The sequence below is a fragment of the Lentzea sp. NPDC036949 genome, from assembly GCF_055608075.1.
Map to the genome: position 1 here is coordinate 260,980 of NZ_JBVJRA010000008.1, position 14,089 is coordinate 275,068.

At 70.3% G+C, this 14,089-nt stretch carries 13 protein-coding genes; 3 read left to right on the forward strand and 10 right to left on the reverse strand.

Translation table 11 applies throughout. The annotated features are described in order from the left end of the window. Positions 1-77 precede the first annotated feature (77 nt). The 3 genes from ACZ7CD_RS23960 to ACZ7CD_RS23970 all read right to left on the reverse strand — a co-directional run bounded on the left by ACZ7CD_RS23960 (position 78) and on the right by ACZ7CD_RS23970 (position 3,763). Positions 78-1,838 (reverse strand): alpha/beta hydrolase, encoded by a 1,761-nt coding sequence (locus ACZ7CD_RS23960; protein WP_360395364.1) that lies wholly within the window; start codon positions 1,836-1,838, stop codon positions 78-80. Positions 1,839-2,014: 176 nt separating this feature from the next. Beyond that, positions 2,015-2,905, reverse strand: coding sequence for a helix-turn-helix transcriptional regulator (locus tag ACZ7CD_RS23965; protein WP_470379698.1), 891 nt, complete (start codon positions 2,903-2,905; stop codon positions 2,015-2,017). Between the two features lie 39 nt (positions 2,906-2,944). After that, positions 2,945-3,763 carry an oxidoreductase gene (locus ACZ7CD_RS23970; protein ID WP_360395368.1) on the reverse strand — a complete coding sequence of 273 codons (819 nt, stop codon included), beginning with the start codon at positions 3,761-3,763 and terminating at the stop codon, positions 2,945-2,947. A gap of 91 nt (positions 3,764-3,854) precedes the next feature. Here ACZ7CD_RS23970 and ACZ7CD_RS23975 point away from each other — a divergent pair, with 91 nt between their 5' ends. Next, positions 3,855-4,382 carry a TetR/AcrR family transcriptional regulator gene (locus ACZ7CD_RS23975; RefSeq protein WP_470375133.1) on the forward strand — a complete coding sequence of 176 codons (528 nt, stop codon included), beginning with the start codon at positions 3,855-3,857 and terminating at the stop codon, positions 4,380-4,382. On the opposite strand, the gene cobF is transcribed toward ACZ7CD_RS23975, so the two are convergent. The 3 genes from cobF to ACZ7CD_RS23990 form a co-directional block, all read right to left on the reverse strand. Next, on the reverse strand, positions 4,379-5,122 hold the full coding sequence (cobF, locus tag ACZ7CD_RS23980) for a precorrin-6A synthase (deacetylating) (protein ID WP_360395372.1): 744 nt from the start codon (positions 5,120-5,122) through the stop codon (positions 4,379-4,381). The two genes, ACZ7CD_RS23975 and cobF, sit on opposite strands and share 4 nt — an antisense overlap. A 26-nt stretch (positions 5,123-5,148) precedes the next feature. Next, positions 5,149-5,493 carry a hypothetical protein gene (locus tag ACZ7CD_RS23985; RefSeq protein WP_360395374.1) on the reverse strand — a complete coding sequence of 115 codons (345 nt, stop codon included), beginning with the start codon at positions 5,491-5,493 and terminating at the stop codon, positions 5,149-5,151. 172 nt (positions 5,494-5,665) lie between these two features. Continuing rightward, a complete protein-coding gene (locus tag ACZ7CD_RS23990; RefSeq protein ID WP_470375134.1) occupies positions 5,666-6,298 on the reverse strand; it encodes a peptidylprolyl isomerase in 633 nt (210 codons plus the stop codon). Positions 6,299-6,993: 695 nt separating this feature from the next. On the opposite strand from ACZ7CD_RS23990, the gene ACZ7CD_RS23995 reads away from it, so the two are divergent. Together ACZ7CD_RS23995 and ACZ7CD_RS24000 are read left to right on the forward strand one after the other, a co-directional pair. Then, the gene (locus ACZ7CD_RS23995; RefSeq protein WP_360395378.1) at positions 6,994-9,123 is read left to right on the forward strand and encodes a diguanylate cyclase; all 2,130 of its coding nucleotides are present in this window, start codon (positions 6,994-6,996) and stop codon (positions 9,121-9,123) included. A 119-nt stretch (positions 9,124-9,242) separates the two neighbouring features. Beyond that, complete coding sequence (locus ACZ7CD_RS24000) at positions 9,243-10,793, forward strand: tannase/feruloyl esterase family alpha/beta hydrolase (RefSeq protein WP_470379699.1); 1,551 nt, start codon at positions 9,243-9,245, stop codon at positions 10,791-10,793. Here the strand turns inward: ACZ7CD_RS24000 and pip (ACZ7CD_RS24005) are convergent. The 4 genes from pip (ACZ7CD_RS24005) to ACZ7CD_RS24020 form a co-directional block, all read right to left on the reverse strand. Then, positions 10,766-11,776: a prolyl aminopeptidase gene (gene pip, locus ACZ7CD_RS24005; RefSeq protein ID WP_470379700.1), complete on the reverse strand. Its 1,011-nt coding sequence runs from the start codon at positions 11,774-11,776 to the stop codon at positions 10,766-10,768. The two genes, ACZ7CD_RS24000 and pip (ACZ7CD_RS24005), sit on opposite strands and share 28 nt — an antisense overlap. Further along, positions 11,773-12,723, reverse strand: a complete 951-nt coding sequence (gene pip / locus ACZ7CD_RS24010) for a prolyl aminopeptidase (protein WP_470379701.1) — start codon at positions 12,721-12,723, stop codon at positions 11,773-11,775. The genes pip (ACZ7CD_RS24005) and pip (ACZ7CD_RS24010) overlap by 4 nt, the downstream gene beginning before the upstream one ends. A 115-nt stretch (positions 12,724-12,838) precedes the next feature. After that, positions 12,839-13,381: a DUF305 domain-containing protein gene (locus tag ACZ7CD_RS24015; protein ID WP_470379702.1), complete on the reverse strand. Its 543-nt coding sequence runs from the start codon at positions 13,379-13,381 to the stop codon at positions 12,839-12,841. 56 nt (positions 13,382-13,437) lie between these two features. Further along, complete coding sequence (locus ACZ7CD_RS24020; RefSeq protein ID WP_360395387.1) at positions 13,438-13,845, reverse strand: hypothetical protein; 408 nt, start codon at positions 13,843-13,845, stop codon at positions 13,438-13,440. Positions 13,846-14,089: the final 244 nt, after the last annotated feature.

Here is a 14,089-nt window from a genome sequence, read left to right on the forward strand (position 1 = left end):
CGCCGAGAACCAAGCATCGCAAAGCAGAAGTGGCCCCCGGGAAGCTTTCCCGGGGGCCACGACCGCAGCTCAGACCGTCAGAGGTTCGACGGCATGCCCGACTCGTCCGCCTGCGCGGTGGACGACGAGCTCAGCAGGTCCTTCACGATCTTGTTGGCCTTCTTCACGGCCGGCGTGATCATCTTGATCTTCACCTTGCCGTTGGAGAGCGTGCCGCCCACCTGGAACGTCTCGGTCTCCCCCGGCAGCGGCAGCGCCTGGCAGCCCGTGAACTGCTTGCGCGGCGTGGCACCGGTCTGGAAGTAGAACGTGATCGGGTCGTCGACGCAGTCCGTGTTGTACGGGAACAGGCCGTGCGAGCCCTCGTTGTCGACGCTGATCAGCTTCGCGCCCGGCAGCGCCTTCGTGGTGGACACGCCACCCTCGTACGGCGTCGCCGCGTCCAGCTCGCTCTGCGCCAGCAGCACGCGCGGGAAGGTCTTCTTGTCCGGCGCGGGCTTCGAGTTCTTGGTCTGCCAGTACGCGCACAGCGGCGTGCTCATGAACGGCGCGATGAACGGCGCGTTCACGGTCAGGTCGGCCTTCCAGTAGTTCCAGTACTGCAGGTTCTGGTTCCACTGGCCGTCCTGGCAGCGGATCGCCTCGAACGTCGCGTCCCAGGTCTCGACCTCGGCGGCGGCCGTCGTGGACTTGACCGCGACGCGCTCCTTCTTCTCGATGGCCGCGAGCGCGTTCGCCTTGGCCTTCGCGATGAACTCGGCGTTCTCCGGCGACAGACCCGGACGCGCCAGCATCTTCGCGACGAGCGCCTCGACGCGCTGGGCGGTGGTGCCCTCGGTCACCGTGCCGGCCACGGTCGCCACCGCGGAGGCCGCGACCTCGTACTGGCTGGTGTCGTACATCGCCGGGATGATGAACCAGGCGGTGAACAGCTGGCCGAGGAAGTCGCGCGTGCCGCCCGCCTTCTCCCAGTTCTTGCGGATCTCGAACGGGTCGGTGCCCGCCTCGTAGATCGCGTTGTTGCGCGCCACGTACGGCAGCAGCGCCTCCTGGAACTGCCGGTCACGGCTGCGCGGCTGCAGGTCCCACGTCTTCTCGAGCGTGGTCTGCGAGGCGTCGACGGCCGAGTCGAGCAGGAAGCGGTGCACCTTGCCCGGGAACACCGTGGCGTACCAGGTGCCCAGCCACGTGCCGTAGGAGTAGCCGATGTACGAGGTCTTCTTCTCCCCGAGCAGCACCCGGATGAAGTCCATGTCGTACGCGGTCTGCTCGGTGGTGATGAACTGCGTGAGCGGGTTCTCCAGGCAGCCGGCGACCTTCGCGCGGTTCAGCACGTCCTCGTCGGTCGAGCTCGGGACCGTGTAGGAGCACTTGAGCGGCGTGGACAGGCCGACGCCGCGCGGGTCGAACCCGATGAAGTCGTACTGGCTCGCCAGAACCGGCGCGCGCAGGGCCATCGCCGCACCCCACGGCAGGCCGGAGCCGCCGGGGCCACCGGGGTTGACCAGCGCGATGCCCTGGCGGGCGGTGCCCTTGTAGGCGGTCTCGGTCTTCGAGACCCTCAGGTCGATCGTGTTGCCGTCCTGCGGGTTGTGCCAGTCGCGCGGCACCTTGACCGTGGCGCACGCGAGCCCCTTGACGGTCTTGAACCGCGCGACCGTCTCCTCCGCGACGCCGGGGAAGGTGCACTCCTCCCACTTGATCGTCTGGGTGGTCAGCGCGCCCGCGAGCGCCGCCGTGTCCGGGTCCGCCTTCGGTGCGGCCTGCGCCCCCGGTGAGAGCGCGAGGCTCGAGACGGCGAGCGCCCCGGCCAACGCGACTCTGAGAGTCTTCGTCACTGTCGATCCCTTCCTGCCCCCGCACGGCCTGATGAGCCCGTGCCTTCAGAGGAGGAGAAAGGTTTTCAACGCCGTTTAACACGTCTGGGTGATGGCAGAAAGTCGCCATGTCTGGAATCCGTCACCAAAGAGTGCCACAGAGTGATGAACGACTGCCGCACGCTAACCCGTTGTGATCAAAGCCAGCCGCGCCGTGACGCCTGCACCCCGAGCTGGAACCGCGTCTGCGCCCCCAGCAACTGCTGAAGCCGGCTCACGCGCCGGTGCACCGTCCGGTCGCTGACGCCGAGCTCCCGCGCGATCGACTCGTCCGTCAGGCCCGCGCTGAGCAGTGACAACAACCGGTGCGTCGCCAGCGTCGGCTCGCCACCGACGCTGTCCTGCCCGCCGGCCGTGATCGGCACGCCCATCCGCCAGAACGCCTCGAACAGCTCGATCAGCGCGCTCAGCAGCACGGACGGGTGAATGAGCAGGGCGACGACGTTCGCGCCCGTCACCGTCGGCACGGCGATCAACGCCCGGTCCGAGTCCGCCACGACGAGCTTCAACGGCACCCCGGGGAACGCCCGCGCCTGCTCGCCGACCGCGATGCTCTCCTGCACCGACGCGAACCCCTGCGGGTCCTGCAAGAGCGACGAGTCGTAGACCACCCGGTAGGAGACCCCGCGGGCCAGCGCCGGCGGCTGCGCGGGACTCGCCTCCGGCTGCGGGCTCAGGTACGAACCGGGGTCGAGCGCCCGCACCTCGGTCTTGGCCTGGCTCTGCATCTCCTCGAACGCGGTGATCACCTCGTCCGCGTCCCTGAGCACCTCGACGAAGTCCGCGTCCAGCCCGCCCCGCCCGGCGTAGGCCCGCGCCAGCACCTCCGCGGTCTCCCTGGCCCGCTGGGCGGCGACCTCGTGCTCGGAGGCGATCGCCGTCAACGCCGACCGCGGCGGCCGCACGTGCCCACCGCGGGTGAGCCCGAGCCGTTCGAGCTCCTCCAGCGCCGCACCGGGATCCGCCCTGCCGCCGCGCAACAACGCCAGGTACAGCCGTTCGGCCTCCGCCGACAAACCCCCGCGCACACCGCTCCCTCCGGTCTGAACCGAAGGTACCTGCTGCGATCAGGCGGCGGCCCGGTTGAGCGCACCGAGGAAGAGCGCGTCGAACGCCCGGTCGGGCAACACCCTGCGGGCGAACAGGATCGGCCGCGCACCGAACCCCGCCGCGTACCGGGTCCTGGGCCTGCGCGCCCGAGCGGCCCTGACGATGACGTCCGCGATCACCTCCGGTTCCGACCCGCGTTCGACCTGTGAGAAGAACGCCGCGAGCGCCTCGGCCTGCTTGCGGTAGGCCCCCTGCCCGGACGTCCTGCGGAGGTTGTCCACCGCGATGCCGCCCCACTCGGTCTTGATCGCACCCGGCTGGATCACCACGACGTCGATCCCGAACGGCTTGAGCTCCAGCCGCAGCGAGTCGCTCAACCCCTCCACCGCGAACTTCGTCGAGTGGTACCACCCGCCCAGTGGCTCGTAGATCCGCCCGCCGATCGACGACACGTTCACGATCCGCCCGCTGCCCGCCTCCCGCATGTGCGGCACGACCAGCTGCACCAACCGCGCCAGCCCGAACACGTTGACCTCGAACTGGTACCGCCCCTCGGCGAGCGGCACGTCCTCGAACGCCCCGTACGACCCGTAGCCGGCGTTGTTGACGAGCAGGTCGATCCGCCCGGTCTCCGCGACCACCCGCTCGACCCCGGCGACCATCGACGCGTCCTCGGTGACGTCCATCCGCACCACCTCGATGCCGCGCTCGGCAAGCCCGTCCATCCGCTCGACCCGTCGTGCCGCGGCGTAAACCGCGTAGCCCGCCTCGTGCAATGCCAGCGCCGTCGCCTCGCCGATGCCCGACGACGCGCCCGTGACCAGTGCGACCTTCATGTCCGCGCTCCTAACTAACCGGTTGGTTGTTAACTCCAGGCAACCACGGTCGCGGTCGACTGTCAACCAACTGGTTGGTTAGAATCGGTCCGTGGTGAGGGACAGGGAAGCAACCAAGGCGAAGCTGCTGGCGGCGGCGCTGACCGAGTTCGCGGCGCACGGCATCGCCGGCGCGCGCGTCGACCGCATCGCCGCCGGTGCCGGGTGCAACAAGGCGATGATCTACGCCTACTTCGGCAGCAAGGAGGACCTGTTCGAGGAGGTCCTGAAGATCCAGATCGCGGCCGTGGTCGAGGCCGTCCCCATCACGCCGGACGACCTGCCGGGGTACGCGGGGCGGTTGTTCGAGACGTACGCGCGTCAGCCCGAGCTGCTCAGCCTCGCCGGGTACCACCGGCTGGAGAACGGGTTCGAGGCGATCTCCCGGGCGGAGGGAGAGGCGCACGTGGCCAAGGTGGCGGCGATCGCCGAGGCGCAGGAGCGCGGGGTGCTGCCGGGGGAGTTCGAGGCCGAGGAGCTGCTCGCGCTGACCGTGCACATGTCGATCCTGGCGTTCTCGACGCCGGTGGCGAGCAGGGAGCTGGTCGAGCGGGCGGTCGCGAAGCTGATCGCCGGCTAGCCCCTGCGCAGCAGGTAGGTGTCCATGATCCACCCCTTGCGCGCACGGGCTTCCTCCCGCACCGCGCGGATCTCGGCGGCCACGTCCCCGACCCGCCCGGACACCAGGACCTCGTCGGGCATCCCCAGGTACGCCCCCCAGTAGATCCACGTGTCGGGGTCGACGCCCTCGAAGGAGTACTTCGCGTCCAGCATCACGGCCACGTCGTCGACGTCGGCGGGCCAACCCTCGGACAGGCGGCGGCCGGTGGTGATCTGCACGGGGCGGCCGACCTGGTTCAGCGCCACGCGGTGGCCGGCGGTCAGCGCGGCCACGGAGGTGACGCCGGGGACGACCTCGACGGTGAACTCCAGGCCGCGGGCCAGGAGGTCGTCGAGGATCGCGAGGGTCGAGTCGTACAGGGAGGGGTCGCCCCACACCAGGAACGCGCCGACCTCGTCGTCGCCGAGCTGGTCGAGGAGGGCTGCGCAGACGTCGGCGCGGTCGCGGCGCCAGGCCTCGATCGTCTGCACGTAGTTGTCGGGGGTGCGGTCGCGGTCGGGGTCGCGGCCTTCGAGGACGCGGTAGGGGCCCGTCGCGTGTTCGGCCACAATGGACTGGCGGAGGTCGACCAGCTCCTGTTTGACGGCGCCCTTGTCGAGCACGAAGAACACGTCGACCGTCCGCAGGGCCTTCACGGCCTGCAGGGTGAGGTGGTCGGGGTTGCCCGCGCCGATGCCGATGACCAGGATCTTTCGCACCACGACACCCTAGACCAGAGGTGGGATCATCCGCGCCGGTCGACGACCGCGACGAGTTTGCCGCGGGTGCGGGTGAAGTCGGCCAGGCCGACGTTCTCCACGCGCACGGTGAGCGGGCGGTCCTGTTCCACGGCGGCCGCCACCTCTGCGTAGCGGGCGAGCAGGGTGCGCCGGCTCGTGGCCGGGTCGGGTGCGCGGCCCTCTTCCAGGCGCACCACCAGTTTCTCGCCTGACGCGGACTCGTCGAGCACGAGCTGCAGTGCGCCGGAGTAGCCGAGCTCGTCCTCGACGATCATTAGGAAACGGCGGTAGTCCAACGTCTGCGCGGCGGTGCGGAACGCGTCACCGGTGCGGTCGAACTCGGTGAGCACTCCGCGGCTCCTCCGTTGCTGGGCGAATGGTTGTACCAATCGGACGTTACTGATCGGTACAACCGCCGTTCAGTCGAGCGAACGGGCCCAGCAGGGATTTTCGGTCCGCGGGGCGACCGGGATCACAGGCAGGGGAACGAGGTTGACCGTTGACCCCGATCGCGAAACGCGGTCAGGCGGCCACGTGGATGATCCGCACCGGCTTCTTCGGTGCGCCGTCGAGCGTTCCGTCCGGCTGCGGCACGATCCCGGCCGCCACGATCCGGTCCAGGGTGTCCATGCCGGACACGACGTGGCCCAGCACCGTGTAGACCGGCTTGATGTTCGCGAACGAGTGCACGACGAAGAACTCGCTGCCGTTGGTGCCCGGCCCCTGGTTGCCGTACGCGATGGTGCCGCGCGGGTAGGTCTCCGCACCGCTGACCTCGTCGGCGAACCGGTAGCCGGGACCGCCCTCCTCCGCCCGGTGGATGTCACCGCACTGCAGCACGCCCAGCCGCGCGGTGTCCGTCAGCCGCCAGCACTGCGTCATCGTGTAGAACCAGCTCCGCGCCAGGTGCGCGAAGTTCGCCACCCCGCACGGCGCGGTGGCGCGGTCCAGCTTCGCGACCACGACGCCGTAGTTCGTCACGATGGTGACCTTCACGGTGCCGCGGGCCGGGACCGTCGACGGCGGTGGCTGCACCGGGCGGGCGGCCGGGTTCTCCGGCGTGGGGATGAACTCGCAGCGCGCGGTCGGCGGTGCCGCGTGTGCGGTGGCGGGGGCGAGGACGACCATCATCAGGACGGCGAGCAGTAGCCTCATGGCCGCCGACCGTAGTCCCGGCTCCACGCCTTGTCAGCACCTCGACGGCGCCTTGGGCAGCTCCCGCGGCACCGCTGCCCGGTGCGTCCATAGCACTGTTGCGCGCCGCTCCCCGCACGCACTGGCCGAAGAGGCAGAAACCCGGAGCCGTGCAGGTGAAGGGCTGCCCCGATAACGATATCGCGCTACTGCCGCGGTAACCGGATTTCAAAACCCAGCAACGGTCAACGACGAAGGTTCCGGAACTCGCGCGAAACGCCGTGCGTCAAGTCAGGTGGAAAGTCGTGACGGCACCGGGCGCGGGAGACCCCCGTTGCGCCCCTCGGGTGTCCGCCAACAGGTGGAGGGCACGGGCACAGCGCGTGGTCGAACGGGGAAAGGTGCCCGAATCCCCGCCGAGCAGCCAAAAGTCGTGCGAAAATCGGCGCGGTCCACCCGTGGGCGGGAACCGGCGACGGACCGGAACCGCCGTCGTCACGCTGTCGGACGAACTCGTGGGGCGGATTGGGTGAGCCGGCTCGCCGGCTGCCGCGACGGTGCTGGGATTTCATTCGCGCGGAAAACAGAACAGTGATTTGCGGTAACGTCGGACTCGTATTGGTTGGTCACCTCATCGGAGTAACGGCGGTGCCGCGGTCATGAGGAGTCGGGCATCATCACCTGGCCCGACCAAGTCGCAGAACGAGGGGTCTCGTGTGACCATCTTCCGTGCCGGCCGGACCGGAGCGTGGTGGATGTACCTGGTGGCAGGTCACCTGCTGCTGGGGGTCTACTACCTCATCCCGGTGAGCCCGGCTGGCACAACGGGGCAGACGGTGCGCGTGGTGCTGTACTGCACGATCTCCGCCTCGGCCGCGATCGCCATGTTCGCCGGCGTCCGCCGCAACCGGCCGCAGTGGCGGCGCCCGTGGGTGCTCCTCGCACTGAGCCAGGTCGTCTACGCGCTGGCCGACCTCACGTTCTACGCCTCGCACTACATCTTCCGGTACACGCTCTACCCGTCGTACGCGGACGTCCTCTACCTGGGCCACTACCCGCTGATGGTGGCCGGCGTGATCATGCTGATCCGCCGCCGCACACCGGGGCTGGACCTGCCGAGCCTGCTCGACGCCGCCGTGCTCGCCGTGGTGGCCGGCATGGCGTCCTGGCTCTACGTCATCGGCCCGCAGGCCCGGCTCACCTCGCCGGCGCTGGTCAAGCTCGCCTCGCTCGGCTACCCGATGATGGACCTCGCGCTGTTCGTCGTGGCCCTGCGGCTGATCTTCGGTGCCGGACCGCGGCCGCGCGCGTTCGTGCTGCTGACGGCGAACCTGCTGGGCATCCTCACCGCGGACACGATCTACGTGCTGCAACGCCTCGACGGCAGCTACCACGCGGGCAACTTCCTCGACGCCATCTGGCTCTCGGCGAACCTGTGCATCGGTGCCGCCGCTCTGCACCCGACGATGGCGCGGCTCGTGGACCGCGCGCACATGAAGGACGTCGGCCTGAGCCGCGGCCGGATCATCGCGCTGTCGTCGGCCGCGCTGGCCGCGCCGGTGCTGATGCTGGTGCACGACGTCGGCGAGTCGTCGCAGGACGTGGTGGTGATCGCGGCGGGCAGCGCGCTGCTGTCGCTGCTGATCATCGCGCGGCTCGCGGGCCTGGTCGCCGACCAGCGCAAGCTCGCGATCACCGACAGCCTCACCGGCCTGCACACCCGCCGGTTCTTCGAGGCGCAGCTGCCGCTGGAGATCTCGCGGGCACGTCGCAACGACGGGTCGGTCGCGGTGTTCATCATCGACGTCGACCGGTTCAAGTCGATCAACGACAACTACGGCCACCCGGCCGGTGACGACGTGCTGATGGAGGTCGCCGCCCGGTTGCGCGCGGCGTCGAGGTCGGGGGAGGTGCTCGCGCGCTACGGCGGTGAGGAGTTCGCCCTGCTCGTCCCGGACGCGGGCCCCAACCGGCTCTCGGTGATCGCGAACCGGCTGCGCGAACGCGTTGCGGAGAAACCCATCCCGGTCAACGCGGGCAACGACGACATCCCGCTGTCGGTCACGGTGTCGGTGGGCTCGGCGAGCTTCCCGACGCACGGCGACGGCCCCGACGACATCGTGGTGATCGCCGACCGCGCGCTGTACGCGGCGAAGGCCGCAGGCCGCAACCGGATCGCGGTCGGCCCCGAGCCGCTGCCCGCCGTCGACCCGGACACCGACGGCGCGATGGCGGAGTTCCTCTGCCAGGTCGCCGACCGCGTGGACGGCTGGCTGCACCGCTACGACCACAGCCGGTCCGTGTCGCGCTGGGCCGGGGTGGCCGCCGGGGAGTTCGGCCTCGACGCACCCACGACCAGGGTCGCCCAGCTGGCCGGCCGGCTGCACGACATCGGCAAGATCATCATTCCGGAGGTCGTGCTGACCAAGCCGGGCGCGTTGTCGGAGGAGGAGTGGCGGCTGCTGCGCCAGCACCCGGACTTCGGCTACCGGCTCGCGCGGATGGTGCCGGGGTTCGCGGGCGTCGCGCACGTGATTCGCCAGCAGCACGAGCGCTACGACGGCACCGGCTACCCCGACGGCCTGAAGGGCGCGGACATCCGGGCCGAGGCGCGCATCCTCTCGGTGTGCGTCGCCTGGGCCGCAATGCGGTCGAACCGTCCACACCAGACCGCGCTGGACGAGAACCGTGCGCGGCGGGAACTCTGGGCAGGGCGCGGCGAACAGTTCGACCCGGACGTCGTGGACATGTTCCTCGACCTGCACACGCAGGGCAGCATCGGAACGCTGCGCCCCTCCGGTCTGTCCGTGCAGGAGGCCGGCTTCCCCGCCGACTTCCGGCCCTGACCCGCGGCGGTTCGTGCGCGAGATCATCCGTTCGGCCGAGCCGGATCCTGCCCAACACCTCCGGAACCACACCGGACAGGTGCGAGACTTCACCTGGTTCGAACCAGGGGGAAGATCGCATGGTCCGCAAGTCGCTGGCGGCACTCGTCGCCGTGCTCACGGTCGTGGCGGGAACGATGCCCGCCGCCTCGTCGTCGGGCGGACCGACCCGGCCGGTGCGGTCGTGCGCGGCGCTGGTGCGCTCGTACCCGGTGCCGGACGCGCGGACGCGGGTCGAGTCGGCCGTGGTCGTGCCGGCCGCGGGCAGGGTGCCGGAGTTCTGCGACGTGCGGGGCACGATCGAACCGGACGTCCGGTTCCAGCTGAAGCTGCCCACCCGGACCTACCGCGGCCGGTACGTCCAGTACGGGTGCGGCGGGTTCTGCGGGTTCCTGGAGCCGGCGAAGTTCCCCCAGTGCGGTCCGGCGTTCGGCGACGCGGCGGTCGCGACCACCGACGCGGGCCACCGGACGCCGCCGGAGGACCCCACGGACACGACGTGGGCGCGGTCGGACCAGCAGGCGCGCGACGACTTCTTCTTCCGCGCACCGCACGTGCTGGCACGGGTGTCGAAGGTGCTCGTGCGGAGCTTCTACGGCGTCGCACCGGCGAAGTCGTACTTCACCGGCTGCTCGAACGGCGGCCGCCAGGCGTTGCAGCTCGCCCAGCGCTACCCGCACGACTTCGACGGCATCGTCGCCGGCTCGCCGGCCGGTTACTTCGGGGCGCTCGTGGGCTACCAGGCGTGGATCACCCGCAACGCCATCCCGAACGACAAGATCGACCTGCTGCACGCCGCCGTGCTGCGCGCGTGCGACGGTCTCGACGGGCTGGTGGACGGCCAGCTCGACGAGCCGCGGCTGTGCCGCTTCGACCCGGCCGTGCTCGCCGGTCAGCTGACCGACGACGAGATCGCCCGCACCCGCCGGCTCTACGCGGGCCCGTCCGACGGCGGTGTCCGGCTCTACCCCGGTGGTCAGTCCTACGGCTCGGAGCTGGGCTGGAAGTACTGGACCAACCCGGTCGACGGCCACTCGATCTCCGGTCAGCTCGCCGACGACGCGCTGAAGAACCTCGTCTACCCCATCGGACAGCCACACTCCTCTGTGGACTCGTTCGAGTTCACCGTGCGCGAGCTGCACCGCGTGGCACGGGAGGCGGTGAAGGCGAACGCGATGTCGCTGGACCTGCGGGAGTTCCGGCGTGCGGGCGGCAAGCTGGTCGTCTGGCACGGTGCCGCAGACCCCGGCATCCCGGTGCAGGGCACGCTGGACTACTGGCAGCGGCTGACCGGCGGCCGGACGCAGGACTGGGCCCGCCTGTTCGTCGTGCCCTCGCTGCACCACTGCGCGCGCGGTGACGAGCTGACCGACTTCGACCCGTTCCCCGCGCTGGTGCGGTGGGTGGAGGGCGGTGCGGCACCGGCGAAGGTGGTCGCGGAGGGACGGGACGGCTCCGGTGCCGTGACCCGCACCCGTCCCGTGTTCCCCTATCCGGCCCGCGCCGTGTACGACGGCACCGGCAGCACCGACGACGCCGCGAACTTCGTGCCGGCGCCGGGCCCCGTGCTGCGCGACCGCATCCTGTGGGCCGGCGAAGGCCTCTACCGCTCCGGCCCCGTCGCCCCCTGACCCCCGCCGCTGGCAAGGCATCTGCAAGTACCACCAACTTGCAGATGCCGGCGGAAGCAGGGTTGGAGGAACTTTGCGATGGCGGCCGTCAACGCGGCGTCCGTGCTGCGCGTGGACTGGTGGCCCGCGTCGCCGACGAACACGAGCTCGGCGTCGGGCCACCGCTGGGCGACCTCCCAGGCGTTCTCCGGCGGACCGCCGAAGTCGTACCGGCCGTGGATGAGCACGCCCGGGATGCCGTGCAGGCGATGGAGGTTGTCCAGGACGTGGTCCGGTTCGAGGAACGCCTCGTTGCCCCAGTAGTGCGTGACGATCCGCGCGAGCGTGTACGACGTCAGCGGGTCCTCGTACCGCGTGCCGGCGAAGTCCGTCGCACCACCGGCCATGAGCGCGAGGTCCCACCTGTTCCAGTCGTGGGCGGCTTTCGCGCGGGTATCGGGATCGTCGGAGTTGAGGAGCCTGTTGTAGGCGACGGCCAGGTTGCCGTCCCGTTCCTCCTCCGGCACCCCGCGCTGGAACTCCGCGAACAGGTCGGGGAAGAACAACCGGGCCCCGCGGGTGAGCCACGCGTGCTCCTGCGGCCGGGACGTGGTGACCGCGCTGATGATGAGCTCGCTGACCCGGTGCGGGTGCTGGATCGCGTACGCCAGCGCGAGCGTCGACCCCCAGGAGGCCCCGGCGATCAGCCACTTGTCGATGCCGAGGTGTTCGCGGAGCTTCTCGGCGTCGTCGATGAGGTGCTGGGTGGTGTTGTGCTCCATGCTCGTGGCGGGGTCACCGGCGTGCGGGGTGCTCTTGCCGCAGCCCCGCTGGTCCCACAGCACCAGCAGCCAGTGCCCGGGGTCGAAGTCCTCGCGCCACCGCCGGTTCAGCCCGCTGCCGGGACCGCCGTGGAACACGACCGCGGGCTTGCCCGCCGGGTTTCCGCTGACCTCGTAGTGGATCCGCTGCCCGTCACCGACGTCCAGCCAGTCCCCGGTCACCGGAACTTCTCGACGGCCGCGGCGATCGCCTCGCTCATGCTGCCGCCCTCCTTCGCCTGGTGCCCGGCGTCACCGAGGACCACCAGCTCGGCGTCCGGCCACCTCTTCGCCACCTCCCACGCGGTCCACAGCGGCCCGCCGAGGTCGTTGCGGCCGTGGATGAGCACGCCGGGGATGCCGTGCAGGCGGTGGAGGTTGTCCAGGACGTGGTCCGGTTCGAGGAACGCCTCGTTGCCCCAGTAGTGCGTGACCACCCGTGCCGTCGTGTAGCGGAAGAGCGGGTCCTCGTAGGGCGTGCCGGTGAAGTCGTTGTCGCCGCCGGTGACCGTGGCGAGGTCCCACTTGCTCCAGTCGTGGGCGGCTTTCGCGCGGGTATTGGGGTCGTCGGAGTTGAGCAGCCTGTTGTAGGCGAGGGCGAGGTTGCCGTCGCGGTCCTCCTCGGGGACGCCGTCGAGGAACCGCTCGAAGTGGTCGGGGAAGAACAGGCTGAGGCCACGGGTGATCCACGCGTGCTCCTGCGGCCGGGACGTGGTGACCGCGGCGATGACCAGCTCGCTGACCCGCTCGGGGTGCTGCTCGGCGTAGGCGAGCGCCAGCGTGGAGCCCCAGGAACCGCCGATGATCAGCCACCGGTCGATGCCGAGGTGTTCGCGGAGCTTTTCGGCGTCGTCGATGAGGTGCTGGGTGGTGTTGTGCTCCATGCTCGTGGCGGGGTCGCCGGCGTGCGGGGTGCTGTTGCCGCAGCCGCGCTGGTGCCAGATGACGAGCTTCCAGTGCTCCGGGTCGAAGTCGCGGCGCCAGCGGGCGCTGTTCCCGGGGGCACCGGGGCCGCCGTGGAAGACCACGGCGGGTTTGCCGTCCGGGTTTCCGCTGATCTCCCAGTGGACGCGGTTGCCGTCGCCCACGTCGAGGAGGCCCTGGTCGTAGGGCTCTGGATGGGGGTGCATGCAGTCAGGCTATTGCCGGGAACGGGGGAGGGCCCGTGGTTTTCCGCCGCCCCGCGCACGACGCGGTGGCGGGTCCGCCGCCCTTCGAGAGGGACCCGCCACCGGTGCGGCCACGTCAGGACTTCTGCCGGGCGCCGATCTGGTCCAGCACCTCGGTCTGCGACACGATGATCTTGCCGGCCAACGCCTTCGAGCCCACGTGCACGCCCTTCGCCTGGGCGTCCTTCGCCATGTCCACGCCGCTGCGCAGGTGGCGGGACAACGTGGCCAGGTAGAGCGTGTCGAACTGGGTGCCCTGCGCGGCCTTGAGCGCCTCGACGTCCTTGGCGGTCATCATGCCCGCCATCTTGTGCGTCTCGTGGGGGGCGTCGCCGGGGACCTGGATGTTCCACGTGCGCAGGTAGGTCGACATCTGCTCGATCTCACCCGCCTCCGCGGCGGCGATCCGGTCGGCCACGTCGACGACGAAGGAGTCCTTGGAGCGTTCGACGGCGAGCTTCGAGATCTCGATCGTCTGCCGGTGGTGGGGGATCATGCGCAACGAGAACGTCGCATCCGCCTCGTTGGCCGCCGGTTCGCCGGAGCCGCCCCCGCCGAACGCCGAACAGCCCGTCAGTGCCAGCAGCCCCAGCACCACGATGAGCAGACGCGCACGCATGAAGCCTCCCGTCCTCGGTTCCCTGCCGAGGCATACGGAGGGGCGTTCTGCCCGGTTCAGAAGTTCCGCTGGCCGAGCTGCTCGGTCACCGCGGACACCACGTCGGGGTGGCCGAGGGGCAGCGGTGCGGGGATGCGGTCGTCGGCGCTGTCGTCGCTGCGCGCGATGACGCGGGCGAACGGCGCGGTGACCTCGGTCTCCGGGTCCACCAGCAGGACCGAGTTCACGAGGTGCTCGTGCCGGCCCACCAGGTCGACGACGTCGGCGGCGAGGGGTCCGCTGCACACCACGTCGAGGCGCACCGGCGCGTCGTCGTCGTGGTGGGCGGCGAGCACCTTGTCCACTGTGGACTTCCACTCGGGTGCGGCGGGGACGCGCAGCCACACCACGCGCAGGGTGTCGGTGAACGGGCGCCAGGTGGCGGGGATGCCCTCGTGCGGGGCCTCGCCTGCTGGATCGATCACGAGGACCGTTGGGGCACCTGCGGGTCCGTCGACGACGACGCCGGGGCCACTGGCTCGGGAGGGCTGGTCGAAATCACGCATGACGCGGGGATTCCCCGTCCGGAGGCGACTTACTCGGCTGACAGGACCAGTTGTCCCGGTGGACCGGCTGGTGCGGAACTCGTCGAACTTCGCTCCGGGTGACTCCTTGACCACTTTCGAAACGTCGGTTTATGGTCTAGACCACACCGATACTTGATCGGCG

Excerpts from the sequence above, each read along its gene's own strand:
- ACZ7CD_RS23970 (WP_360395368.1), bottom strand. The coding sequence starts at position 3,763 with ATGAAGGTCGCACTGGTCACGGGCGCGTCGTCGGGCATCGGCGAGGCG.
- ACZ7CD_RS23990 (WP_470375134.1), bottom strand. The coding sequence starts at position 6,298 with ATGAGGCTACTGCTCGCCGTCCTGATGATGGTCGTCCTCGCCCCCGCC.
- ACZ7CD_RS24000 (WP_470379699.1), top strand. The coding sequence starts at position 9,243 with ATGGTCCGCAAGTCGCTGGCGGCACTCGTCGCCGTGCTCACGGTCGTG.
- pip (WP_470379701.1), bottom strand. The coding sequence starts at position 12,723 with ATGCACCCCCATCCAGAGCCCTACGACCAGGGCCTCCTCGACGTGGGC.
- ACZ7CD_RS24015 (WP_470379702.1), bottom strand. The coding sequence starts at position 13,381 with ATGCGTGCGCGTCTGCTCATCGTGGTGCTGGGGCTGCTGGCACTGACG.